Source organism: Natronomonas sp. (genome assembly GCF_046483325.1).
GTDB lineage: Archaea > Halobacteriota > Halobacteria > Halobacteriales > Haloarculaceae > Natronomonas.
In genome coordinates this window covers 1-22161 of record NZ_JAWODL010000020.1, presented here as the reverse complement: position 1 = coordinate 22161, position 22161 = coordinate 1, and the positions used below count along the sequence as shown (strand labels likewise).

Below are 22161 nucleotides of genomic sequence, written 5' to 3'. Positions count from 1 at the left end.
GAAAGGAGCAAAGTGGGGACGGAGGGATTTGAACCCCCGGTCTACTGATATCTCCGGTGTGCGCCTCGGATCTCCAGAGGGTCGTCAACGCGGAGCGATGATCAGTCGTCCGCTCGGTATATCAGTCTGGAGTCTCGTCACCGGGCGCGTGGCCTCTGGAGTCAGTCGCCATCCCTGGCTTGGCCACGTCCCCTCAAATTCCCGTACCTCCGGTTTGGGTAAAGGGGTTTCGATTCGCGGTACAGGAAACGGCTGCGACAGTCCCATGGGGAGTGGCGTAACGGGCTGCTCGACTGATATACGTTACCGCATGATAAAGGCTCTACATTATGCACACGATCGTGTCGGGCTCGATCAGGGCCGAGATCGAGCGGCCCCACAGGCGCGATCGATCGTCGATCACTCGGTCGATCCCGACGAGGTGACGGTAGCGCTCGTTCTCCACTTCCTCGAGAACAGATCCGGCGCGACGGTGATGCAAATTTCGGCCGCTCAGCAGGCGCGCGCCGACGTAGAGAACGCCGGTGTCGACGTGATTCCCGAGGGAGTCCGGTCACGTCAATGACCCTCGACTGAAGTCGTGGGCTTGTGAGTGGACTCCCCTTCGGCCGTCGAAGTCGGGAAGGCGTCGGCCGCGAAGGCTCTCCGCTTCGGGCGGTTTCGCGACGGCCGAAAGACGACGTTACCGGTCGGTCTCGCGCCACTCGCAATCTTGGCACTTGTACCCCGTGACGAACTCCGTGACGCTCGGCATGTAGCCAACGGAAATGACGCTGCCGCCGCACTCGGGACACTCGCGGTCGGCGTCCTCGATCGCTTCGGCGTCCATCACGCTCTCGCCCTCGATCAGTTCAGCGAGCTTTCTCGGCGTTACCATGCGTCCCTCGACGACGCGATTGTCGGACATAGCGAGGTAACCGCTCCGGAGGGTCGTAAGCCTGACCGTTGCGGCCGTCCCCTCGGTGAGTGACGTGCCCGTTCAGAGCCATGGGGCGCGATCCCCGTCGGAGACGCCCGGGGAGCCGCGCTCGGACTCCTCGTTGGAGTCTACCTCCTCGCGGAGTGAGTCGTCGACGTCGGGGCCGCCATCGGTCGCGGCCGCCGTGGCGTCGGCGTCCGGATCCGAGTCGAGCGCGCCGATGTCGATCGCCCCCTCGGGGTTGAACGCTAACAGGGCGGTCAGCGCGAGGACGATCAGCGCCAGCGGCTCCTCGCCGGTGATCGGCCCCACTTCGAGGATCGTCAGCGGGAGGACGCCGAGCGCGACTGCGCTGCCGAAGCGGAAGCGGTCGAGGTCGACGTTGCCGCGAAGCCACGGGCCCAGGAGGGCGACCGAAAGCGCGAAACCGACCCCTATCATCGCGGCACCGGTGCCGTAGAGGACGTACACCGGCTCGGAGATCAACGCGATCTCGAAGCCGCTCGGCCGGAAACTGGCGACCAGTCCGAGACCGATGACTACGCCGGGACTCGGGAGGTACTCGCCGACGGTGGCGCTTGCGGTCTTAGCGGCCACCGCGAGGATGACTAGGGCGGCGAAGCGCTCGAATATCTCCATCGCCAGCATCGACTCGATGGTTGGCGCGAGAGCGGCCTGCACGGCGGCCAGCGGGACGACGATCGCCCCGACTAAGAGAACGTTACGGGCGCGGGCGCGGCGGCTGCCGTCCATCTCTGCGAGGACGACGGCGAGCGTTGCACTTCCGCCGAAGATTAGCAGACCCACCTCGACCATCCCGAGGATCGACGAAACCGCACCCGCGAGGACGAGCGCAGCGAATATGCCGTCCAAGAGGGGCAACGCCATCACGGTGGCGAGTAGTCGGGTCCCCTCGCCGACGCGTCGCTCCAACCGGAGCGCGACCGGATGTCTAGACGTACTCATCCCTCAGGCTATCGGTCCCTCACCGTAGGATCGGTGGTGGCGATGGCGATACCCTCTCGGAAGGCTGCGTCCGGCTCCAAACGAGTTGAGGGTATTCTCCGCGTTTTTGTTCCACATCGCAAATGTAAATGTAATGCCGGTGTCGAGGGCGTGCTCGCCGGCGGTGCGCTGTGCGATGGGACTTGCGGAGTCCATACGTATGGCTCTATCCGTGAGTATCATAAATGTTGTGTGGGCATCGCCCACATACGACTGACGAAAAGCAAGCTATTCTGGACAAAAGTTGACAAACTTGTTTTAATATACCGCGACTGGCTACGAATGCGCAGAATAGTCGAACGGTGTACTTATCTGGACGTTGATGCCGATATCCGGCTGAGAGACTGGAACGCAGACAGCGAAACAGAGATCCATGCAGTTTATTCCCATAGAATCGTGCTCTCGCAACGCTTTTGGGCCGCGGATTCCGACCGTTTACATGGCGAGCGACGAACCCTTCTCCGAGAAACTCCGCGTACCCGAGGCGTTGACGTTCGACGACGTACTGCTCAGGCCGAAAGAGAGCCGCGTCGAACCGGACGACGCGGATATGACGACCCGCGTTTCGACGAACGTCACCCTGAACCTCCCGGTCCTCTCGGCCGCGATGGACACCGTCACCGAGGCCGCCCTCGCGGTCGAGATGGCTCGCGAGGGCGGCCTCGGTGTCCTCCACCGAAACATGTCCGTCGAGGAGACGGCGGCACAGGTCGAGCGGATAAAACGCGCCGACGAACTCATCATTCGCGACGTCGTCACCGCCTCGCCTGAACAGACGGTGCGCGAGGTCGATGCGATGATGGAACACGAGGGCGTCTCCGGCGCACCCGTCGTCGACGAGGACCACGTCGTCCTCGGGATCATTTCCGGGACCGACATTCGACCGTATCTCGAAGTCGGCGAGTACGACGCCGTCCGGGAAGCGATGACCGACGAGGTCGTCACCGCGGGCGAGGACGTGACGCCGCGCGAAGCCCTGGAGCTCATGTACGAACACAAGATCGAGCGCGTTCCGATCGTCGACGAAGATGATCGGCTGACCGGACTGGTCACGATGGCCGGCGTCCTCGCGCGCAGAGAGCACGACAATGCCGCTCGCGACGACGACGGCGCGTTGGTGGCAGGGGTCGCCGTGGGTCCGTTCGAACGCGACCGTGCCCGCGCGGCCGACGGTGCCGGTGCGGACGTGGTGTTCATCGACTGTGCGCACGCGCACAACCTCAACGTCATCGACTCGGCCCGAGAGATCAAAGCCGAGGTCGACGCCGACGTCGTCGTCGGCAACGTCGGCACGCGCGAAGCCGCCGAGGCGGTCGCCGACTTCGCCGACGGCATCAAGGTCGGTATCGGCCCCGGCTCGATCTGTACGACCCGGATCGTCTCCGGCTCCGGGATGCCGCAGATCACGGCGGTCTCCGAAGTGGCCGACGTCGCCTCCAAACACGACGTTCCGGTGATCGCCGACGGCGGGATTCGATACTCCGGCGACGCTATCAAGGCGATCGCCGCGGGCGCCGATGCGGTCATGCTCGGCTCGTTCTTCGCCGGCACAGACGAGGCCCCCGGTCGCGTCATCACGATGAACGGAAAACGCTACAAGCAGTACCGCGGGATGGGTTCGGTCGGCGCCATGAACGACGGCGGCGGCGATCGGTACCTGAAAGAGGAAAGCGAGGACGATGAGTTCGTCCCCGAAGGCGTCGAGGCAGCGAAGCCGTATAAGGGGCCGCTCGCCTCGGAGCTACACCAACTCGTCGGCGGCATGCAGTCGGGGATGGGCTACGTCGGCGCCGCGACGATCCCGGAGTTCAAAGAGCGAAGCGAGTTCGTTCGCGTCTCCTCGGCCGGACAGACCGAGAGCCACGCACACGACGTCGTCATCACCGACGAAGCGCCGAACTACAGCCCGGACAGCTAATCGCGCCCGGCGTCGAGTCGACACCGGACGAATCGGAGCCAGCTTTTTAAAAGGTCGCTCACCTACTGCGACGTATGGCGAAAACAGCCGTTCCACTTCTCGCCGTCTTCGAGCGGCTGTTCGAAACCTTCGGCCCGTTTCTCATCCCGGCGACGCTGTTCGCGTTGGGTCTCATCGGGTATTTATTGCTCTATGCGATCGAACGATCCCGCACGGACGACTGGTTCGTCGAGGAGGAGTAATCGGTTCGAGTGAGACTGAGGGAACGAATTATCACGCCCCCGAACGAGGGGCCCATATGAACGACGATGCGATGGGCCGGTTCCCGGTCCCCGACCGAAGCGAACTTCCAGACGACATCCTCGAGCGGATCGACGAGGAGACCGAAGGGGCGGGATTCACCCCGAACGTCTTCTCGGCTTTCGCTTACAAACCGAGCCACTTTCGGGCCTTTTTCGGCTATCACGATGCGCTCACGGAGGATACGACGCTAGAGCGCGAGGAGATCGAGATGCTCATCGTCACGGTCTCGGGAATCAACGACTGTCTGTACTGCGTCGTTGCCCACGGCGCATTGCTCCGGATTTTCGCTGGCGCTCCGAAACTCGCGGACCAACTCGCGACGAACTACCGAATGGCGGACCTGTCCGAACCCCACCGCGAGATGTTGGACTTCGCGGTCAAACTCACGGAATCACCGGGTGAAGTGGGCGATTCGGACGTCGAACGGCTCCGAGATGCCGGTTTTTCCACCGAGGAGATCTGGGACATCGGCAGCGTCGTCGCCGTGTTCAACCTCTCGAATCGGATGGCAACGCTCGCGGACATGCGACCGAACGACGTGTTTTACACGATGGGACGCGGCGAGAGGGACTGACCGGCCACTCGTTCTCAGACGGTGGGCGTGGTCGAGCACTTTTATTACCGATCGTGTGCCATACAGCGGCATGGAGATATACGTCGCCCACCCCGACGATATCGACGCGATCAGGGAGATCGCCCGAATCTCGTGGGAAACGGACTACCCGGACATTTTGAGCCGGGAGAACGTCGAAAGCGCCGTCAACGACTGGTACGGCCGCGAACAACTCGGCGAGGAGCTTTCGTACCCCTGGACGTACATGTACGTCGCGGCCGAAAACGACGAGATAGTCGGATTCGCCCACGCCGTACTCGCCGAAAACGAGGGGAACATTCTCCGAATCTACGTCCATCCGGACGAACGGCGACGAGGGATCGGACAGGCGCTATTCGATCGAATCCGTCACGAACTGATCCGCCACGACATCGAGCGACTCAACGCGATGGTGCTCGCTGACAACGCGCTGGGAAACGAGTTTTACGCCGATCTCGGCCTCGAACGCTCCGAGCGGGCCGAAACGGTGATCGGCGACGAACGGTTCGAAGAGAACACCTACGTGTTGGAACTCACGTGAAGAGTCGAACGAGTTGGGGGACGAGCTCCAATCGGACCGCCGCGCCCATGACGCCGAACGCCAACACGGCGAGCAGACTGAAGACGTAGTACACCGTCCACGCCCGCGAGGGGTGGAACGCCTCGGGGAGATTCTTCTTGACGACGTACCAGTTCGCCGGGTAGAACACGATCTCCGTGACTGCCAGGAGGGCAGCCACGAAGACGACGAACGTGACCGGGATGTTTCCGAGCGCGAGAACCGTGAGACTGCTGACGACGACCATCAGCACTAATACGATTCGGCGGATCCGGTCGCTGTCCAAATCCTCGTTTTCCGCGGCCATCGGAAGGATGTCGCCGACCGCCCGTGAGGCGCCGTCGAGTAGCGTGATGACCGTCGAGTACAGCGCCGCGATGGCACCGAGCATCATCGCCCAGAACGACCACGGGCCGAACGATTCGGAGAGGATCTGGCCGACGGCGAGTGCGAAGTTCGCATCCCCCGGCGGTTCGGGGTACAGGACGTTCACGGAGAGGGTGATCATCGCGACGATGAGGAGGAAACTCAGCGCGTAGCCGATATTGAAATCCAGCCGACCGGTCGCGATCCACGCGCGAATGTACTCGTGGTAGGTCTCGTTTTCCGGATCGAGATCGTACTCCGCGAGCTGTTTCGCTCCCTGGCCTTTAGCCATGCTCCAACTACCGATGAGGACGCTCGTCGAGAAGCCGGTCGGGGCGAAGCCAGCCGCGGCGGCAAAGAGTGCGACGAAGGCGATCGTTCTGTCCCCGCTTAAATTCAACGAGAACAACGTCTGTGTGGCGACGTCCGACGGCGGAGGGCCGACGGTGACACCGAGGACGAGAAGCGTCCCGAGCATCGCGGTGAAGCCGATGAGGATCTTCTCGAGGAGGCTGTATCGGGCGTAAAAGACCAGTAGGCCGGCTCCACCGACCAACAGCACGAACGCGATCGGTACGGACAGCGGCGTCAACGCCGCCACGAGTGCGGCGGTGCTCATCCCGACGGCACCCGTGATAGCGACGTACAACACCCCGAAGACGAACACGGTGAACCACTGCATCCAGTTGTTCGGCCCCGGCAGTTGGTCGTACGCCTCGACCGGATTGCCACCCGCGCCGTAGTTGTATCGGATGCCGAGTTCCCACGCCCCGTACTTCGCGAGGTAGATGAACGCGAAGACCCAGATCGCGAACAGGCCGAAGGTGGCAGCCATCTCGGGACCCAACACGATGTGGCTGCCGCCGATGCTGATGAGCGCCCACAGCATCGACGGGCCGAAGTGGTTCTTGAAGAACCCGACCCAGTCGGTGGAGGGGTACTCGAGGTCGGCGGCCGATACCGTCCCGCCGTCGCTTCGTGGGTCACTCGACATGTGACCACCAACACACGCGGTCTGTCGGACGCGAACGCCGACTACCGAGGGATGTTTCAAATCGTGACATAGTTGTGGGCGAACATTACCGAGAGCCCACTTATATCGTCCGTCTTCGACCGGTTCTACGCCGCGGACTACGAATGTCCAACCATTCAGTTGATAATTTCGACCTTCCCCGAGATGTGCATCCAAACCACGAGGTTTTGCGTTTCACGGCCGATACCGAAACGCGTGGGAACTATTGGACTCTCGGTGTTACCCCATGACGACCTTCGTCGCCCTCTACGTGCTGAGCTGGTTCCTGCTCTCGCAGGTCTGGCAGATCGGCGCGTGAACTGTTTCTCGCCCACGCGATCGCTTACAGCTTCGTCCTGTAAGGACCGCTCATCCACACGGCCGTCTTGCCCTAACGATTCGACTACGGCGCACTGTGCGACATTCGGTCGCGCGGACGGTTTGAGACGGGTCGGCAAAATCAACGTCTCAGTGTTTTTGCTCATCCTCATCGTCGTCAGGGAGCTCCCACCGGGAGTCGTGCTCGTCGAATTCTCGCCGGCGTTCGGCGACGACGGAGCCGCGGACGTGAGCGGCGAGTTGGTCTGCGAAACCGAGGATGACACCGTGACGTGTTCGGTCGGGGACCCGCAGAGGATCGATCGCGTCACCGCCACCGCGAACGGGAAGACGATCGTGGCCGCGGAGGAGCCGCCCCTCGCGTTCGATGTCGAACGCGTATCGGACTAGGGTCTACGAAAGCGGTCATCTATTGTGGATCGGTCACCACGTTCGAACATGTCGCCTCAGGCAGACCTCACCGTTCGATACCGCGAACACGAGCGCGTCCAGCAGTTGATCGATACACTGCGATATCACCTCGAGGATATCGCGCTCGGGTACGACCGGTCGGATGATCCCACGGGCCGAGCTCCGGGGATGTATCTCGCACTCGTCGTCGGACCGTCCGTCGAATCCTACGCGGATCCGATGGGCGACAATCGATGGCCCGAATCGGAAGGCCGCGATCCGCTGCGGGATCCCGACGAGTTCGCCGACGCGGCGGCGGAAGTGGCGTACACCTGTGACGGCGCCGTCGTGCTCTCCGTCGACGGGGTCGTGAACCGGCAGTTGGTTCGGTTCCGGTCCGTCGAGGGTCCGTCCGGTGACGCGTACGAACCGTGGATGGGTGCCAGACACATGAGCGCACTCGACATCTCGACACATCACGACGTGATCGCGACGCTGACGTTGAGTCAAGAATCCGGCCGGGTGACGGTCTTCGAGCACGAGGGGTTCGAGAGCGTTCAATGGGAGGAACTCGGTCGGCCGTGGCGAGCGATGGATCGCTGACTCTCATATGTAATGAATCATGGCCGAATCGGTCGTTTTCGGGACGTGAGAGGGAGGCTGCACCCTTATACTGCGGCTCAGACAAGTTGGTATTATGCCACAAGACTCGTTCGAAATCGCCGTTCCGGGGGATATCAGTCCGGGGCAGACGCTACTCATCGGCCCCGCAAACCTCGGCATGGCAGGAGTTACCGCCGCCGATTATCTCGTTCGGCACCTGGACTCCGAAAAGATCGGCCACATCACCCCCGAAGAGCTACCTGCGATCACGCCGTTCGAAGACGGTAAGCCGCGACACCACACACGACTCTACAACCTCACGAACTTCGATCTCACCGTGGTAGTCGGTGAGTTGTTCGTCCCGGTGTGGGCCGCACGCCCGTTTACCGAGGCGCTCATCGAGTGGGTCTCGACGAACCGGATCGAGGAGATCGTCCTCCTCCACGGTGTCCCGTTTCCACACGGGCCCGAAGAACACGCGGTGTTCTACGTCGCCTCCGAGCCCTACCGCGAGACGCGCCTCGCGGAGACCGATCTCCAGCCTCTCAGAGGTGGATTCCTCGACGGCGTCGCGGGCGAACTGATCTCGAAGAGCGTCGATGGGGAGATCCCGCCGGTCGGCGTGTACGTTACGCCGACGCATCCACCGGGACCGGATATCGACGCCGCGTTCAAGTTCTTCGACGCGATCGAATCGGTATACGGTGTCGAAGTCGATCGAGCCGAACTGGAGCAACGGTCCGAAGAGCTCAAACGGTACTACTCGAACCTCGCCGAACGGATGGCGACCCTCGAGGAGGAGAATCAGCGCTCACGGAACCGGGAGTATCCGGAAGACCGGACGTATATGTAAACGAGCGTCGACGATGGCGACGGTCGACCCGGCGCCGAACGTCGGATTACTCGAGATCGAACCGATCGAGTTTCATCACTTTGCCCCACGCATCCACGAAGTCGCGCACGAACTTCTCCTCGCCGTCCTCGGCGCCGTAGACTTCCGCGATGGCTCGAAGTCGGGCGTTCGAGCCGAAGATGAGGTCGACGCGACTGCCGGTGAACTCGACTTCGCCCGTTTTGCGGTCGCGCAACTCGAAGACCGCTTCGTCTTCAGAGACCGCTTCCCACTCGTAGCCCATATCGAGGATAGTCTGGAAGAAGTCGTTGTTCAACGTCCCCGGTTCGTCGGTGAAGACGCCGAGGTCCGTGTCTTGGTAGTTCGCGTTCAGCGCGCGCATACCGCCAACCAAGGCCGTCATTTCCGGCGCTGTCAGCGTCAGGAGGTCGGCTTTGTCCAGCAGTAGCTCCTCGGCCGATCGGTCCTGTGCGTCACCGTCAGTGTAGTAGTTTCGGAACCCGTCGGCGTCGGGTTCGAGCCACTCGAAGGACTCGACGTCGGTCTGCTCTTCGAAGGCGTCGGTACGACCCGGCTCGAACGGAACGTCCTCGTCGTAGCCGGCATCGTGTGCCGCCTGCTCGACGGCGGCACAGCCGCCCAGCACGATCAGGTCGGAGAGCGAGACCCGCACGTCGTCGGATCGCGAGCCGTTGAACTCCTGTTGAATGGCTTCGAGGGTCGAAAGCACGGTCTCCAGTTGCTCCGGCTCGTTTACCTCCCAACTCCTCTGGGGTTCGAGTCGGAGCCGAGCGCCGTTGGCGCCGCCGCGCTTGTCGCTGTCGCGGTAGGTCGATGCGGAAGCCCAGGCCGTTTTGACCAACTGTGAGATCGACAGGTCAGACGAAAGGATCTCCGATTTGAGTTCGGCGGTCTCCTCCTCGCCGATCAGCTCGTGATCGACGTCGGGGATGGGGTCTTGCCACAGGAACTCCTCTTCTGGGACCTCTGGACCGAGGAACCGCTCCGAGGGACCCATGTCTCGGTGGATCAGTTTGTACCAGGCCTTCGCGAAGGCCTCTTCGAGTTCCTCGGGGTTCTCGTGGAAGCGTTTTGCGATCTCACGGTAGTCCGGATCAGCCTTGAGGGCGACGTCCGTCGTGAGCATCATCGGCGTCTGGCTTCCTTCCGGGTCGTGGGCGGCCGGCGCGGCGTCTCGGGCCGCTTCGTCGACCGGCGTCCACTGGTAGGCACCGGCGGGACTCTCGTCGAGTTCCCACTCGTAGGAGAACAGATTGTCGAGATATTCGTGATCCCACGTGATCGGCGAGGAGGTCCACGGGCCCTCGAGACCGCTGGTGATCGTATCGTCACCCTTGCCTGAGCCGTACTCGTTCTCCCACCCCATCCCTTGCATCTCGATGGGTGCCTCTTCGGGCTCCGGCCCGAGGTTATCCTCGGGGGCAGCCCCGTGAACTTTTCCGAACTCGTGCCCGCCGGCGATGAGCGCGACGGTTTCCTCGTCGTTCATCGCCATGCGTTTGAACGACTGTCGGATGTACTTCGCCGACTCCTCGGGATTCGGATCGCCACCCGGTCCTTCCGGATTCACGTAGATCAGACCCATGTGATCGGCGGCGAGGTCGCCTTCGAGGTTGCCCTCCTCGTCGTGGCGTTCGTCACCCATCATCTCCTGTTCGGGCCCCCAGTCGACACCCTCGTCGGATTCGAATGCGTCCTCTCGTCCGCCGGCGAAGCCGTAGGTCTCAAAGCCCATCGACTCGAGTGCGACGTTCCCGGACAGGACCAGCAGGTCGGCCCACGAGAGCTTGCGGCCGTACTTTTCTTTGACCGGCCAGAGCACACGGCGTGCCTTGTCGAGATTGACGTTGTCGGGCCAGCTGTTGAGCGGGGCGAATCGCTGTCTGCCACCGGCCGCACCGCCACGGCCATCGGCGGTACGGTACGTACCCGCGCTGTGCCAAGCCAGTCGGATGATGAGCGGCCCGTAGTGACCGTAATCAGCCGGCCACCAGTCTTGGGAGTCCATCAACACCGCCTCGATGTCCGTCTTGACCTCGTCGAGATCGAGTTTCTGGAACTCCTCGGCGTAGTCGAAGTCTTCGTCCATCGGACCGACATCGCGAGCGTTCTGATCGAGAATTTTCAGGTTCAACTGATTCGGCCACCAGTCTTGGTTGGACCCAGCCATGTCTGAGTAATAGTTCCCTTGACGTATTAATACTGTTCAATTCGAAGAGGAAATGTTCGTGACAGCCCAAGAAATCTATCGATTTTATGAACTAATCTCCGCGGTGTACGCATTTTCAGTATCGTAGGAAGCGGTGTCGCAATCCGCGGGGGCTGGCAGAGCGCCGACGATGACGCTCGCCTCTCCAGTCTCCAGGGAGGAGCTGTTTCAGCGACCGGAGTCGACACCCGTCGGCCGTTCAGAAGATCTCCGCTCCGCGTCCGATCCGCGTCTGATAGGCGCGTGCATCGACGCCAACGGTGTCGAACGCATCGAGCATCGCGCCGGCGATTGCCCGACGGTCGCCGTCGTGACAGGCGGCGATGATCGCGGGACCGGCCCCGGAGATCGTCACGCCGGTCGCACCGGCATCGAACGCGGCGGTTCGAACCGACTCGTATCCGGTGATTAGCTCCGCCCGGGCCGGCGTGACGATCGAATCGTCCATCCCACGCCCGACGAGATCGGGGTCGCCGCGTGCCATCCCGACCGCGAGCGTCGCGGCGTTGCCGACGAGCTCGACGATATCCCGCATACGTGCGCCGTCGGGCACAACCTGCCGTGCGTCCCGCGTCGAGACGACGATCTCCGGGAGACAGGTGACGAGCGGGATCGACGCATCGACCGTCGTGACGCCGTCGGCGCGCGCGATGGTGAATCCGCCCATAATCGACGGGGCGACGTTGTCGGCGTGGGCGGCTCCCGAGACGACGGCTTCACCCTCGGCGGCGATCGGGACGAGTTCCTCGCGCGTCAGGCCCCGATCGTAGAGTTCGTTCAACCCGACAGCGGCGGCGGCGGCTGAGGCGGCCGAGGAACCGAGCCCCGACGCCGGCCGAACACCCTTATCGATGTCGATGGTGGCGGGGGCGTCCAGCGCCTCGGCGACGGCGCCGACGGTGTTCTTGTCCGGATCCTCTGGGATGTACTGGCTTCCGACGCCGGTCACGCTGATCGTCGTCCGGTCAGCCTTCTCGACGCGGACGATGTCCGCCGGCCGCCCCAACGCCGCGCCGAAGACGTCGAAGCCACTCCCCAGATTCGCGCTCGTCGCGGGGGCCCGCACCGTAACCATGTGACTTCGTTCCGCTCGCCCCCCGAATAAAACCCGACCTTTCGCGCCGCGACGAGCGATCGGCCGAAGAGTCACGCTTTTTACGCGAGGGAGTGGGTACTGGTATATGACCACGAACGTCGTCCACCGAGGAGACGCCGACCCGGGACCGTTCCCCACGTCGTTGCCGATCGAGATTCCGTATCGAGGGCGGCTGAGTTGGGAGCTCGGAACGCTCGTCGTCGAGGACCTCGGCGCGGGTCGACTCGGTCCGTGGCGGAGAGACGGCGGGTGAACGCTCGCCGTCTTTCGCGCGACGGACGAAACGATCGTCGTCCATTTCCGGACCCCGATCGCGCGGGAGCTGTTTTACAGCGCGGAGAGAGCGGTTCGACCGACGATTCTGTCGTGTCTCGAATCGGCCCGCACGTGGCGGCAAATCGATTGAGCGCCGACCCATCCAACGCATCCGAGCCCCGATGAAAAGAGCCAACAGTGACCGAATCGATCGATGGATATGATCGGCATCGTCGGCGGCGGACTCGCCGGATTGGCCGCAGCCTATCGGCTTCGAAGCGCTGGCCGGGAGGTCCGGGTCTTCGAGACCGGAGCCGAACCGGGCGGTCTCGCGGCGACGTACGAAACCGCGGGCGATCGAATCGAGGCGTACTACCACCATCTCTCGAGAACGGAGGAGACGATCGTCGAGTTGGCCGGGGAACTCGGGGTCGAGGATCGGATCGAGTGGCGAGTCGGCGAGAACGCCTACTACGTCGACGGCGTCGCCCACCCGCTCGATACGCCCTGGGAGATCGCAGCCTACCCGTATCTCTCGATCTACGATAAATTCCGGCTCACGGCGTTGACGCTCGGGATCGACGTTCGGGGCGGTCGCCCGCGCCGGGACACCTACGACGACATCGAGGCGTTCGAGGACGTTCCGATCAAACAGTTCCTCCTCGAACACACCACCCCTGGCGTCTACGAGTACTTTTTCGAGCCGCTTTTGGACGCCAAGTTCGGCGAGCGCAAGGAGGACGTTTCGGCGGCGTGGCTGCTCGGACGGATCAAGTTTCGCGGCGAGCGCGACCTCCTCCGCGGCGAGATCCTCGGCTACCTCGACGGCGGATTCGCCACGTTCACTGACGCGCTCGTCGAAGCCGTCGGACGGGAACGTATCGACACCGAGACCGCCGTGACCGAACTCTCGTTTTCGGACGGCGAGGGCCCCGATGTCGACGATCCGGTGGACAGGACAGTCGAGTCCGTGACCGTCGAGGACACCTCTGGAGACGGCGACGCGACCGCCGAGACGTGCGACGTCGAGGCAGTCGTCGTCGCGACGATGCCCGATGTTCTCGAATCGCTCACCGGATACGAGTGTTCCATCGAGTTTCAGGGCTCGATCTGCGCGCTCCTCACGATGGACGAACCGTTGCTCGACACATACTGGCTGAACCTTGCTGATGAGGCACCCTTCGGCGCACTCATCGAACACACGAACTTCGTCCCGACGGAACGGTACGGTGGCGAGCACCTCCTGTACGTCGCGAGCTACGTGCAGGGACCAGACGACGACCTCTGGGCGCGCGACGACGGCGAGATCGAGACGTTGTGGCTCGACGGGATCGAATCGCTGTTTCCGGACTTCGATCGGGAAGCGGTAACCGATGTCCGGATCGCTCGCAACCCAAAGACGGCCCCGGTCTACGAGCGAGGCTACCTGGACATGGTCGTCCCGTACGACCTCGACGTCGAGGGCCATCCGGGGGTCTACTACGCCGGAATGGCCTCGCGCGCGCAGTACCCGGAACGAAGTCTCAACGGCGCGATCGAGGCGGGGTACGCGGCGGCTGACCGGATTCTGGGCCGGTGATCGGTGGTCGATCAGATCCGGTCGTACTCCTTGCGGAACGTCTCGAGCGTCGCCGCCAACACCCCGATGGCGATGGGTCCGACGAATAGCCCCGTGAAGCCGAAGGAGTAGAGGCCACCGGCGACACCGATGAGGATCACGCCCGGATTCAGTCCGGCCTGCTGGTCGATGAGGATCGGCCGGGCGTAGTTGTCGAAGAGACTGACGACGATGAGGCCGTAGATGAAAAGCAGCGTCCCCGCGGTCACTTGATCGATGACGACTAGGTAGGCGGAGGCCGGACCCCACACCAGAAAGGAACCGATGAGCGGCAACAACGCGAGCACTGCCATCACGAACGTCCAGAACACGACGTTTGGGATGCCGACGATCCAGAGGCCGATACCGGCGATGAGAGCCTGCACGAGCGCTACGACGATGTGACCGATGACGACGCCCCACGTCATCGCATCGATCTTTGAGACCAAGTCGTCGACGACGTGGGGGGGCAACGGAGCGATGTCTTTGCTCCACGTGACGAACTTCGGACCGTCACGCAACAGATAGTACAGCAGAAACAACGTGAGTGCGATCCCGATCGAAGCTTGGATGGCGAATCTGAAGACGCCGGTGTACCCGTTGAAAAGGACTTGGATCAACTGGTCACCGGCCGTCGCCAGCAGCTCCAAGAGGTCGATCTCGACGTCCTGCCCGAGGAGTTCCGAGAGCCGGCGTTCGATCGCGGCAGTGTCGATGTCGACGTCGCCCGCCGCGATCGCCCGGAGGTCGCTGACGAACACCGAGACGATGTACGCGAGCGGGACGATGACCACGACGATCGTCGCGGTGATCAGGCCGAACGCCGAGGCGACCCCACCGATCCGTCGCTCAAGGCGACGGTGGAACGGGTGGAGCACGTAGGCGAGGATGAGTGATGCGACGACATACTCGAGGAACGGGATGACGATGAGAAGCGTAACCGCCGCGACGAGGCCGATGAGGACGACGAGGAACGCCTGCCCACGGTTCATACCGTCCCGTCGGTTGGGTGAGTCAAAAGGCTACGGGACCCAAAAGCCACTGTCGGATGGCGGTCGGGTTCCGCTGTCTCAGCTCGCGCCTTTCGACGATTCCTCGTCGCCGACGCCGGGAGCCTGTTGAGGGTCGACATCCATCGGTTCGTCGGTTTCGCCGCCGACGACCGTCTCTCCATCCGCCGTCTCGACGTAGACGTCGTCGTCGAAGCCGGCGATAGCGTTCTCGTATTCCGGTGTGTCGAGCTTCTCAGGCGTTTTGGGGGCTGGTTCGACCCCATCGACTGGGACGAACTCGCCGAGCGGATCGTCGATCGTGATTCCGTGTCGTTCGAAGAACGACTCGTACCGGCGATAGTGGGACTCCAACTCGTCGCCGGGGATCTCCATCATCTCCGTCCACCCGTGATTGAAGAAATCGAAGTTCGCCTGGACGTGCGTGATCTCTCTGGCTTCGGCCTCGGTGTATCCTGACTCGAGGGCGGCGACGTAGCTGTCCATCGTTCCGTCGAAGAACGAATCGAGGTGATCGCGACGCGCCTCGTGGTTGCGCTCGGCCGTTTTCCCGAGGAAGATCCTCGTGTGCATCTTCACGAGGGCGTATCTGGTGACGTTCCGGATTCCCGGCGTAGTAAGCGCCTTTTTCGACGCCCAGTGACGCGGGTTCTGGTGGATCTTCATACCGCTGGATACGGATCGAACCGTCTTGAACCTCCTGCAAACGGAATTTCCTGTACCCGTCGAGGGACGGCGCGTGAGCCACCGTGTGGAATCGACCGATCGGCGCATTCCAGCTCAACGCGGCAAATCGAGCCGGGGAATACGGTATCCCCCATTACAAACGTTCTATTTCATGAAGTATATAAAGACAAACGTCGTTATTTTTCGACGTACAAGATGTCTTTGCCCGATGGGCGTAGCGCCATATGACAATCCACATTAACCAGGCATTCGTACGCGTGTGCATGTGTGCGTCGCACGTCATAATCGGTGACGGCATCGCCGGAGCCTCCGCCGCGGAAACGATTCGGGAGGCGGATCCGGGCGCCGAAGTCACCGTTCTTACCGAAGAGGGGGAGGCCCTGTACAATCGCATTCTGATCAAGGAGTTCGCGAAAGGGAAACTCCCCGAGGCACCGGTTTCGATCCACGACCCGGATTGGTACGACGAACGGGACATCGATCTGCGACTCAACACCGTCGTTACGGGCGTCGACACCGATGCTCACGAGGTGTACACCCACGACGGAGAGACGTTCGGGTACGACAAACTCCTCGTTGCGACCGGCGGGACGCCGACGCAGCTTCCGGTCGACAACAGCGACGCGGACGGTGTCCACCACTTTTGGACGTTCGAAGACGCCCGTGCGATCAAGAAGAGCGCGGAGTCGGCCGAAAACGCCGTGATCGTCGGCGCGGGGCTTTTGGGTATCGACCTCGCTGCCATCTGCGGCGCACAGGACGTCGAGGCGCACTACCTGATGCGAGGGGAGTCCTGGTGGCGCTATGCGCTCTCGAAGGAAGGTGCCGAGATCATCCACGAGGCAATGGAGGAGATGGACGTGTCGCCGGTTTTCGACTCCGGCGTCGACCACTTCGAGGCCGACGACGAGGGCCACGTCACCGCCGCGGTCGACCCCAACGGCGAGCGCTTCGAGGCCGACTTTGCGGGCGTCGCGATCGGGCTGAATTTCAACACGGAGTTCCTGCGCGGCAGCGGAATCGAGACGGACAACGGCATCGTCACCGACGAGTACATGCGAACGAACGTCGAGGACGTCTACGCCGCGGGCGACATCACCCGATTTCACGATGTAATCCTCGGTGACCGCGCCCAAAATGGCGCGTGGGGATCGGCGAAAGAGCAAGGGTCGATCGCCGGCCAGAACATGGCCGCCGACCGTATCGAAGCGGAGTTCAACTGGGTGTCGTCGTACTCGATCACGCACTTCGAGTTCCCCTTCCTGTCGTTCGGTCACCCGACGCGGGGGGACGACTCGGTCGAAAAAAAATACGACGACAAAACCTGGCGTCGCGTCGCGCTCAAGGACGATCGCGTCATCGGCGGCGTCCTGATCGGCGATCTGTCCGCACAGTCGGTCCTGAAGAAACTTGCGCGAAAGCAGATCGACGTGTCCGATCGGAAGGACCTCCTCCTCGAACAGGGCGTCGACCTCGACGCGTTCGAAGATCCGGCGACCGCCAACTGACCCACCTCGCGAATCGCGATTATAGGTGTCGTCTCGGCCGATGCAAAGTGTTTTCTCCCGGCACCTCCCCCGTTTAACTATGGATGGCGGCGGCTCATCAGATATGACGCTCGCGTTCGAGTTGGAATCGCTCAAGCAGCTCGCGAACCCCGAAGCGGTGTTTTCGGACGCCCGTTCGTGGAGCGAGTACGTCGGCGTTATCTCAGAGAAACCGACATACGTGGTGACGAACTTCACGCGGAAAAACCGAATCAGACAGGATTTCTTTTCCGGGCCGCGAGGTCGCAAGGAGAGTCTCGAAAGCGTCAAAAGTCAGTTCCAAACGGAGCGACACGTCTTCGTCGGCATAGACGACGAGGACGAAGCGCTCGCGGAATCCGTCGACTGGGAGTTTCTCCCGCTCGAAACGGCGGCGGAGGCCGCCGGGTGGGTCATCGCCGACGACGACGAGCCCGAAGAACGGGAGATCGAACGCCGAGACGACTGGCCCTGAGTCGGTAGTGTCGGCCCGGATCGACCGTCCCGATTCGACCATTCTTAAGGGGCAGGGGAACGCGGACGGGAGTATGGGTATCGATATTGGTCAAGCGCTCCGCGAAGGAGCGTCCCGTACGGCGGCGAAGAACGGCCTCGTCCTGGCCGTCGTCTTCGCCGGTATCGCCCTCTTGACCGCCGTGCTGTTTCAGTCGCTCACCGTCGCCGCGTTCGAGTGGCTGCTCTCGGTGTTCCAGAGTATGACCCCACAGGAGATGGGGGTCGATCCGGCCGAGTACGACCAGATGATCACCGAGTTCGAAACGGCGCTCGAAACGGTCAAAGAGACCTCGCCGCTCGCGCTCGGCATCTCCACCGGAGTCGCTGCAGGGGGTCTCCTCGTGTTAGCGCTCGTCGCGGAGGCCGTATCGATCATCGCGGTTCGCGTCTTCGCGGCGGAGGATATCGAATCAGTGTCGGGCGAACTCGCCACCGAGCGCATTCTGTTCGCGACGTTGAACGGGTTCGTCGGTGGGATCGTCGTCTGGGGGCTCATCATCGTCGGCCTGTTGTTCCTTTTGCTGCCCGGGATCATCTTCGCCGTGCTGTTTTATTTCCTCAGACAGGAGATCGCGCTCAACGACAAGAACTTCGTCCAAGGAATGGCGGATTCGTGGCGGCTAACCAAGGGGAACCGAATCGAAGTCCTGCTCATTGGCGCGATTCTCGTGATCGCCTCGCGGCTCGAAGAGGTCAGTTCGGCCGCGATCGGTGTCGTTTCCACACCCGCCGGAACGATCGTGGCAGCCATCGTCGGCGGCGTGTTGAGCGCCTTCGGTGCGGCGGTCGCGACCCGCGCGTACGTCCAGATCGACGATTCGAACGGCGCGGCCGAGGACGCGGTGGAAACGGAGCCGGAAGACGAACCCGATCCGTACGACGCGGCGCTCGGGCCGGACGACCTGCCGCGGTAGCCGAACGCTGTTTTTAACCGGACCGGGCACCGAAACGGGGTAATGCCAACGCCGCGCGTTCCGGGAGCTGATGACGATGTCGAGCTCGACCTCGCCTGCGGTGAGTGCGTCCGTGCCGTCGACATCGACATGGGACTGAGAGAGCTCGATTGTGCGTGTGGCGATCGCCATGCGGTGGTCGTCGACGCGCATCCGGTCTCGCGGTTCGTCCCCGAATCTATCGTCGAGGTGTTCGCCGAGACCATCGAGACCGCCGACGAGTTCCCCGAGTTCGGCATGCCGCACGTTATGGGAATGGTCCTCGAGGAGTTCCCCGACGAGGTATCGGTCGCCGATGTCTCCGACGACGGTCGAGTCGGGTACGCGCTCGTGTGGATCACGGACTTCGATTCGCGGCGGCTCCACGAGATCGTCGTCGAACTGCTCGTCGAGTTGATGGAACACGCCGCCAGTCACGGCGACGAGACGACAGCCGGAGAGTTCGAACGGAAGATGACCGAGTTCGACATCGGCGCGTTCGTCGACCAGTACCGTCGCGAGCGGGACTTCGACTCGGAGTTCGACGCTCCCGTCTGATCGGACGGGGCTATACGCCTCCGTCAGACGATTGATTCGACCGCTTTCTGTCGGTTTTCTCGTAGCCCACGTATGACACTTGTCTGACGGGTGCTTATGGTATGAGAGGTCATGTGTAAGAACATGCGCATACGCCGCGGCGAGTTCGAGCGCATCCGATCGGTACTCTCGGAAGCCGACCCCGACGAGCCGTTGACCGCGCGGGAGATCCTCGACCTGCTCGAAGCGCACGGAGAGGAGTTCGACAGCGCACATCGGATCGCGACGGTGCTCGGACGCGAGGCCGAACTCGGCGATGTCGAGGTCATAAGAGACCAGCCGTACCGATACCAACTCGGCGACGACCGACGCTAACGGGACGCGTGGATCGAATCCGGTAGAACGCGACGGACACCCTCGGGTTTACCGGTTGGCAGCCCGAAGCACGTACAATGCGAGTTCACTGGCACCGTCGGGACCTTCGGCTCGCGGACAACCGAGGCCTGACGGACGCCCCGGACAGACCGATCGGCCTATTCGTATTCGACGACGATGTTTTGGCGCACGCGGGCGCACCGAGAGTCGAATTCATGCTCGACGCCCTCGAAGGATTGCGAGGAGCGTACCGTACGCGTGGGTCGGAATTGCTCGTTCGACACGGCGATCCGGCAACCGTGGTTCCGAGGACCGCCGCTGCCCTCGATGCGGACGTGGTCTCGTGGAACCGCGACTATTCGGGACTGGCTCGCGAGCGTGACGAGCGGGTACGGACATCGCTCGACTCCGCCGGCGTCACGCCCCAGCAGGTCCACGACGCGATCTGTCACGAACCCGGATCGATCACGACCAACGCGGGCGATCCCTACTCGGTGTACACGTACTTCTGGAAGAAGTGGCGCAACCGGGAGAAAGACGAGCCACGGTCAATCCCGGAACTTGCACGCGCCGATCCGGAAACCGAACCGCTCCCCTCGGTGACTGACCTCGGATTCGACGACCCCACCGCGGATGTCCCGAAAGCGGGGACTGACGCCGCGCGCGAGCTTCTGGATGCATTTCTCGAAGCTGATGTCTACCGCTACGGGGAGGCACGCGATTACCCTGCGGAGGCGTGTACGTCGCGGCTGTCACCGCATCTGAAGTTCGGCACGATCGGGATCCGCGAGGTCGACGAGCGAGTCAGGAAACTGCTCGACGATTCGGTGGGCGAACGACGCGAGTCGGTCGCCGAGTTCCGTTCACAGCTCGCGTGGCGGGAGTTCTACGCACACGTACTGTATTTCAACCCCGAAGTCGTCACCGCGAACTACAAGACGTACCCGAACCCGATCGAGTGGGAGGACGACGAGGCGTTACTCGAGGCGTGGAAGCGCGGCGAGACCGGGTATCCGATCGTCGACGCCGGGATGCGACAGCTCCGCGAGGAGGCGTTCATGCACAACCGCGTTCGAATGATCGTCGCATCCTTCCTGAGCAAAGACTTGCTGATCGACTGGCGACGTGGCTACGCGCACTTTCGCGAACTGCTCGTCGATCACGACACGGCGAACGACAACGGCGGTTGGCAGTGGGCCGCCTCGACCGGCACCGACGCACAGCCGTACTTTCGGATCTTCAACCCGATGACGCAGGGCGAACGGTACGATCCCGACGCGGAGTATATAACGACGTACGTGTCCGAACTCGACGGCGCCGACCCGACCGTGATCCATTCGTGGCACGAGCGAACGCCGACGGAACGGGCCAACGCCGCGCCGGACTATCCGGAACCGATCGTCGAGCACAGCCAACGCCGCGAGCGGGCGCTCGAGATGTTCGAGCGCGCACGTGACGATAACGACGAATGAGGAGAATAAACCGTCACGTGTTACCATAGCTTCATGAAGCTTTAACAGGTTCGCGGGAGACTAGTAGTATTGGAGGACGATATAAATGCCCGAACATTCCAATCCCGAGTTACCGCCGCTCCCGTACGATTACGACTCCCTTGAACCGTCTATCTCCGAGCAGGTCGTAACGTGGCACCACGACACCCACCATCAAGGCTACGTCAACGGCCTACAGTCCGCTGAGGAGACGCTCGCCGAGAACCGCGAGGCTGGCGACTTCGGTAGCTCCGGATCCGCAATCCGAAGCGTCACCCACAACGGCAGTGGACACTACCTCCACACGCTGTTTTGGGAGAATATGGACGCCAACGGCGGCGGCGAACCGTCCGGCGACCTCGCCGACCGAATCGAGGAGGACTTCGGCTCGTATGAGGGCTGGAAGGGCGAATTCGAGGCCGCCGGGGGTGCCGCAAGCGGCTGGGCGTTGCTCGCCTACGATCCGGTCGCCGACCAACTGCGCAACCTCGTCGTCGACAAGCACGACCAAGGCGCGCTGTGGGGAAGCCACCCTATCCTCGCACTCGACGTGTGGGAGCACTCCTACTACTACGACTACGGTCCGGACCGCGGCAGCTTCATCGATGCGTTCTTCGACGTCATCGATTGGGACAACGTCGCAAAGCAGTACGAGAACGCGATCCACCAGTAGGCCGTCGTCACACCAGCAATTTCTTTCGATGTCGCGCCGAAGAGCGACAGCCCGATTACTCGTGTTCGGCCCGTGCGGCGAGTTCTTCGAGTGCCCCGGTGGCGGTCTCGATCGCTCTCTCTTTTTTTGCGGGGTAGGCTTCGACCTTTCCGCGGAGCATGAGCCCGTCACCGAGTTCGACGTTGCCTTTGTACGCGGCCTGCTTGTCGAGACCGATGTAGAACGCGCAGTTGTCGTCGATTCGGTCTTCGAGTTCGTCGAGCAGTCGATCGAAGTCGCCGAGTTCGGTCAGTTTCGCGAGAACGTGTCTGACCTCGTCGGCGCGCTCGAGTCGCACGGAGAATATGAGAATACGATCGCCGGAGTGCCCTTTCGTGA

The 22161-nt window shown here is 62.5% G+C and carries 25 protein-coding genes and 1 tRNA gene; 17 read left to right on the top strand and 9 right to left on the bottom strand.

All coding sequences use genetic code 11. From position 1 onward, the window contains the following. Positions 1 to 13: 13 nt before the first annotated feature. Positions 14 to 193 (bottom strand) — tRNA-Trp (locus tag R6U53_RS07150). Positions 194 to 310: 117 nt separating this feature from the next. Here R6U53_RS07150 and R6U53_RS07145 point away from each other — a divergent pair. Next, positions 311 to 565 carry a hypothetical protein gene (locus R6U53_RS07145; RefSeq protein WP_410321679.1) on the top strand — a complete coding sequence of 85 codons (255 nt, stop codon included), beginning with the start codon at positions 311 to 313 and terminating at the stop codon, positions 563 to 565. 117 nt (positions 566 to 682) lie between these two features. Here the strand turns inward: R6U53_RS07145 and R6U53_RS07140 are convergent, their stop codons facing one another. Together R6U53_RS07140 and R6U53_RS07135 are read right to left on the bottom strand one after the other, a co-directional pair. Continuing rightward, the gene (locus R6U53_RS07140; protein WP_410321678.1) at positions 683 to 907 is read right to left on the bottom strand and encodes a DUF5795 family protein; all 225 of its coding nucleotides are present in this window, start codon (positions 905 to 907) and stop codon (positions 683 to 685) included. A 72-nt stretch (positions 908 to 979) separates the two neighbouring features. Next, entirely contained in the window at positions 980 to 1885 is a 906-nt protein-coding gene (locus tag R6U53_RS07135) for a DUF5794 domain-containing protein (RefSeq protein ID WP_410321677.1), read from the bottom strand. Positions 1886 to 2363: 478 nt separating this feature from the next. Between R6U53_RS07135 and guaB the strand changes: the two genes are divergently transcribed. From guaB to R6U53_RS07115, 4 genes are all read left to right on the top strand, one after another. Further along, a complete protein-coding gene (gene guaB, locus R6U53_RS07130) occupies positions 2364 to 3842 on the top strand; it encodes an IMP dehydrogenase (protein ID WP_410321676.1) in 1479 nt (492 codons plus the stop codon). 74 nt (positions 3843 to 3916) lie between these two features. Beyond that, the gene (locus tag R6U53_RS07125) at positions 3917 to 4084 is read left to right on the top strand and encodes a hypothetical protein (protein ID WP_410321675.1); all 168 of its coding nucleotides are present in this window, start codon (positions 3917 to 3919) and stop codon (positions 4082 to 4084) included. Positions 4085 to 4140: 56 nt separating this feature from the next. Continuing rightward, on the top strand, positions 4141 to 4719 hold the full coding sequence (locus R6U53_RS07120) for a peroxidase-related enzyme (protein WP_410321674.1): 579 nt from the start codon (positions 4141 to 4143) through the stop codon (positions 4717 to 4719). A 70-nt stretch (positions 4720 to 4789) separates the two neighbouring features. Continuing rightward, complete coding sequence (locus R6U53_RS07115; RefSeq protein WP_410321673.1) at positions 4790 to 5278, top strand: N-acetyltransferase family protein; 489 nt, start codon at positions 4790 to 4792, stop codon at positions 5276 to 5278. On the opposite strand, the gene R6U53_RS07110 is transcribed toward R6U53_RS07115, so the two are convergent. Then, positions 5271 to 6656, bottom strand: a complete 1386-nt coding sequence (locus R6U53_RS07110) for an Nramp family divalent metal transporter (protein ID WP_410321672.1) — start codon at positions 6654 to 6656, stop codon at positions 5271 to 5273. The genes R6U53_RS07115 and R6U53_RS07110 overlap by 8 nt on opposite strands. A gap of 459 nt (positions 6657 to 7115) precedes the next feature. On the opposite strand from R6U53_RS07110, the gene R6U53_RS07105 reads away from it, so the two are divergent. The 3 genes from R6U53_RS07105 to R6U53_RS07095 all read left to right on the top strand — a co-directional run bounded on the left by R6U53_RS07105 (position 7116) and on the right by R6U53_RS07095 (position 8859). Continuing rightward, positions 7116 to 7403: a hypothetical protein gene (locus R6U53_RS07105; RefSeq protein ID WP_410321671.1), complete on the top strand. Its 288-nt coding sequence runs from the start codon at positions 7116 to 7118 to the stop codon at positions 7401 to 7403. 48 nt (positions 7404 to 7451) lie between these two features. Next, entirely contained in the window at positions 7452 to 8006 is a 555-nt protein-coding gene (locus tag R6U53_RS07100; RefSeq protein WP_410321670.1) for a diadenylate cyclase, read from the top strand. A 94-nt stretch (positions 8007 to 8100) separates the two neighbouring features. Further along, complete coding sequence (locus R6U53_RS07095; protein WP_410321669.1) at positions 8101 to 8859, top strand: proteasome assembly chaperone family protein; 759 nt, start codon at positions 8101 to 8103, stop codon at positions 8857 to 8859. 46 nt (positions 8860 to 8905) lie between these two features. On the opposite strand, the gene katG is transcribed toward R6U53_RS07095, so the two are convergent. Beyond that, positions 8906 to 11050: a catalase/peroxidase HPI gene (gene katG / locus R6U53_RS07090; protein ID WP_410321668.1), complete on the bottom strand. Its 2145-nt coding sequence runs from the start codon at positions 11048 to 11050 to the stop codon at positions 8906 to 8908. Between the two features lie 238 nt (positions 11051 to 11288). Then, positions 11289 to 12164, bottom strand: a complete 876-nt coding sequence (locus tag R6U53_RS07085; protein WP_410321667.1) for a homoserine kinase — start codon at positions 12162 to 12164, stop codon at positions 11289 to 11291. Between the two features lie 106 nt (positions 12165 to 12270). Here R6U53_RS07085 and R6U53_RS07080 point away from each other — a divergent pair, with 106 nt between their 5' ends. Continuing rightward, the gene (locus tag R6U53_RS07080; RefSeq protein ID WP_410321666.1) at positions 12271 to 12438 is read left to right on the top strand and encodes a hypothetical protein; all 168 of its coding nucleotides are present in this window, start codon (positions 12271 to 12273) and stop codon (positions 12436 to 12438) included. Positions 12439 to 12660: 222 nt separating this feature from the next. Then, positions 12661 to 14019, top strand: coding sequence for an NAD(P)/FAD-dependent oxidoreductase (locus tag R6U53_RS07075; protein ID WP_410321665.1), 1359 nt, complete (start codon positions 12661 to 12663; stop codon positions 14017 to 14019). An 11-nt stretch (positions 14020 to 14030) separates the two neighbouring features. Here the strand turns inward: R6U53_RS07075 and R6U53_RS07070 are convergent, their stop codons facing one another. Both R6U53_RS07070 and R6U53_RS07065 read right to left on the bottom strand, forming a co-directional pair. After that, on the bottom strand, positions 14031 to 15029 hold the full coding sequence (locus tag R6U53_RS07070; protein WP_410321664.1) for an AI-2E family transporter: 999 nt from the start codon (positions 15027 to 15029) through the stop codon (positions 14031 to 14033). A 78-nt stretch (positions 15030 to 15107) separates the two neighbouring features. Then, positions 15108 to 15713: a DUF6149 family protein gene (locus R6U53_RS07065; RefSeq protein WP_410321663.1), complete on the bottom strand. Its 606-nt coding sequence runs from the start codon at positions 15711 to 15713 to the stop codon at positions 15108 to 15110. A gap of 284 nt (positions 15714 to 15997) precedes the next feature. On the opposite strand from R6U53_RS07065, the gene R6U53_RS07060 reads away from it, so the two are divergent. The 7 genes from R6U53_RS07060 (at position 15998) to sod (ending at position 21783) form a co-directional block, all read left to right on the top strand. Then, entirely contained in the window at positions 15998 to 17242 is a 1245-nt protein-coding gene (locus R6U53_RS07060) for an NAD(P)/FAD-dependent oxidoreductase (RefSeq protein WP_410321662.1), read from the top strand. A gap of 79 nt (positions 17243 to 17321) precedes the next feature. Continuing rightward, positions 17322 to 17735 (top strand): hypothetical protein, encoded by a 414-nt coding sequence (locus R6U53_RS07055; protein WP_410321661.1) that lies wholly within the window; start codon positions 17322 to 17324, stop codon positions 17733 to 17735. 73 nt (positions 17736 to 17808) lie between these two features. Continuing rightward, positions 17809 to 18690 carry a hypothetical protein gene (locus R6U53_RS07050; protein ID WP_410321660.1) on the top strand — a complete coding sequence of 294 codons (882 nt, stop codon included), beginning with the start codon at positions 17809 to 17811 and terminating at the stop codon, positions 18688 to 18690. A 42-nt stretch (positions 18691 to 18732) separates the two neighbouring features. Continuing rightward, positions 18733 to 19266, top strand: a complete 534-nt coding sequence (locus tag R6U53_RS07045; protein ID WP_410321659.1) for a DUF5815 family protein — start codon at positions 18733 to 18735, stop codon at positions 19264 to 19266. 123 nt (positions 19267 to 19389) lie between these two features. Beyond that, positions 19390 to 19620, top strand: a complete 231-nt coding sequence (locus tag R6U53_RS07040; RefSeq protein WP_410321658.1) for a hypothetical protein — start codon at positions 19390 to 19392, stop codon at positions 19618 to 19620. A gap of 77 nt (positions 19621 to 19697) precedes the next feature. Then, the gene (locus R6U53_RS07035) at positions 19698 to 21092 is read left to right on the top strand and encodes a cryptochrome/photolyase family protein (RefSeq protein ID WP_410321657.1); all 1395 of its coding nucleotides are present in this window, start codon (positions 19698 to 19700) and stop codon (positions 21090 to 21092) included. A gap of 85 nt (positions 21093 to 21177) precedes the next feature. Beyond that, positions 21178 to 21783 (top strand): superoxide dismutase, encoded by a 606-nt coding sequence (gene sod / locus R6U53_RS07030; protein WP_410321656.1) that lies wholly within the window; start codon positions 21178 to 21180, stop codon positions 21781 to 21783. A 55-nt stretch (positions 21784 to 21838) separates the two neighbouring features. Here sod and R6U53_RS07025 read toward each other — a convergent pair. Continuing rightward, on the bottom strand, positions 21839 to 22161 hold a 323-nt coding region (locus R6U53_RS07025), incomplete at its 5' end, for an RNA-binding domain-containing protein (RefSeq protein WP_410321655.1).

Excerpts from the sequence above, each read along its gene's own strand:
- R6U53_RS07145 (WP_410321679.1), top strand. The coding sequence starts at position 311 with ATGATAAAGGCTCTACATTATGCACACGATCGTGTCGGGCTCGATCAG.
- R6U53_RS07140 (WP_410321678.1), bottom strand. The coding sequence starts at position 907 with ATGTCCGACAATCGCGTCGTCGAGGGACGCATGGTAACGCCGAGAAAG.
- R6U53_RS07135 (WP_410321677.1), bottom strand. The coding sequence starts at position 1,885 with ATGAGTACGTCTAGACATCCGGTCGCGCTCCGGTTGGAGCGACGCGTC.
- guaB (WP_410321676.1), top strand. The coding sequence starts at position 2,364 with ATGGCGAGCGACGAACCCTTCTCCGAGAAACTCCGCGTACCCGAGGCG.
- R6U53_RS07125 (WP_410321675.1), top strand. The coding sequence starts at position 3,917 with ATGGCGAAAACAGCCGTTCCACTTCTCGCCGTCTTCGAGCGGCTGTTC.
- R6U53_RS07120 (WP_410321674.1), top strand. The coding sequence starts at position 4,141 with ATGAACGACGATGCGATGGGCCGGTTCCCGGTCCCCGACCGAAGCGAA.
- R6U53_RS07115 (WP_410321673.1), top strand. The coding sequence starts at position 4,790 with ATGGAGATATACGTCGCCCACCCCGACGATATCGACGCGATCAGGGAG.
- R6U53_RS07110 (WP_410321672.1), bottom strand. The coding sequence starts at position 6,656 with ATGTCGAGTGACCCACGAAGCGACGGCGGGACGGTATCGGCCGCCGAC.
- R6U53_RS07100 (WP_410321670.1), top strand. The coding sequence starts at position 7,452 with ATGTCGCCTCAGGCAGACCTCACCGTTCGATACCGCGAACACGAGCGC.
- R6U53_RS07095 (WP_410321669.1), top strand. The coding sequence starts at position 8,101 with ATGCCACAAGACTCGTTCGAAATCGCCGTTCCGGGGGATATCAGTCCG.
- katG (WP_410321668.1), bottom strand. The coding sequence starts at position 11,050 with ATGGCTGGGTCCAACCAAGACTGGTGGCCGAATCAGTTGAACCTGAAA.
- R6U53_RS07085 (WP_410321667.1), bottom strand. The coding sequence starts at position 12,164 with ATGGTTACGGTGCGGGCCCCCGCGACGAGCGCGAATCTGGGGAGTGGC.
- R6U53_RS07080 (WP_410321666.1), top strand. The coding sequence starts at position 12,271 with ATGACCACGAACGTCGTCCACCGAGGAGACGCCGACCCGGGACCGTTC.
- R6U53_RS07075 (WP_410321665.1), top strand. The coding sequence starts at position 12,661 with ATGATCGGCATCGTCGGCGGCGGACTCGCCGGATTGGCCGCAGCCTAT.
- R6U53_RS07070 (WP_410321664.1), bottom strand. The coding sequence starts at position 15,029 with ATGAACCGTGGGCAGGCGTTCCTCGTCGTCCTCATCGGCCTCGTCGCG.
- R6U53_RS07065 (WP_410321663.1), bottom strand. The coding sequence starts at position 15,713 with ATGAAGATCCACCAGAACCCGCGTCACTGGGCGTCGAAAAAGGCGCTT.
- R6U53_RS07060 (WP_410321662.1), top strand. The coding sequence starts at position 15,998 with ATGTGTGCGTCGCACGTCATAATCGGTGACGGCATCGCCGGAGCCTCC.
- R6U53_RS07055 (WP_410321661.1), top strand. The coding sequence starts at position 17,322 with ATGGATGGCGGCGGCTCATCAGATATGACGCTCGCGTTCGAGTTGGAA.
- R6U53_RS07050 (WP_410321660.1), top strand. The coding sequence starts at position 17,809 with ATGGGTATCGATATTGGTCAAGCGCTCCGCGAAGGAGCGTCCCGTACG.
- R6U53_RS07045 (WP_410321659.1), top strand. The coding sequence starts at position 18,733 with ATGCCAACGCCGCGCGTTCCGGGAGCTGATGACGATGTCGAGCTCGAC.
- R6U53_RS07040 (WP_410321658.1), top strand. The coding sequence starts at position 19,390 with ATGCGCATACGCCGCGGCGAGTTCGAGCGCATCCGATCGGTACTCTCG.
- R6U53_RS07035 (WP_410321657.1), top strand. The coding sequence starts at position 19,698 with ATGCGAGTTCACTGGCACCGTCGGGACCTTCGGCTCGCGGACAACCGA.
- sod (WP_410321656.1), top strand. The coding sequence starts at position 21,178 with ATGCCCGAACATTCCAATCCCGAGTTACCGCCGCTCCCGTACGATTAC.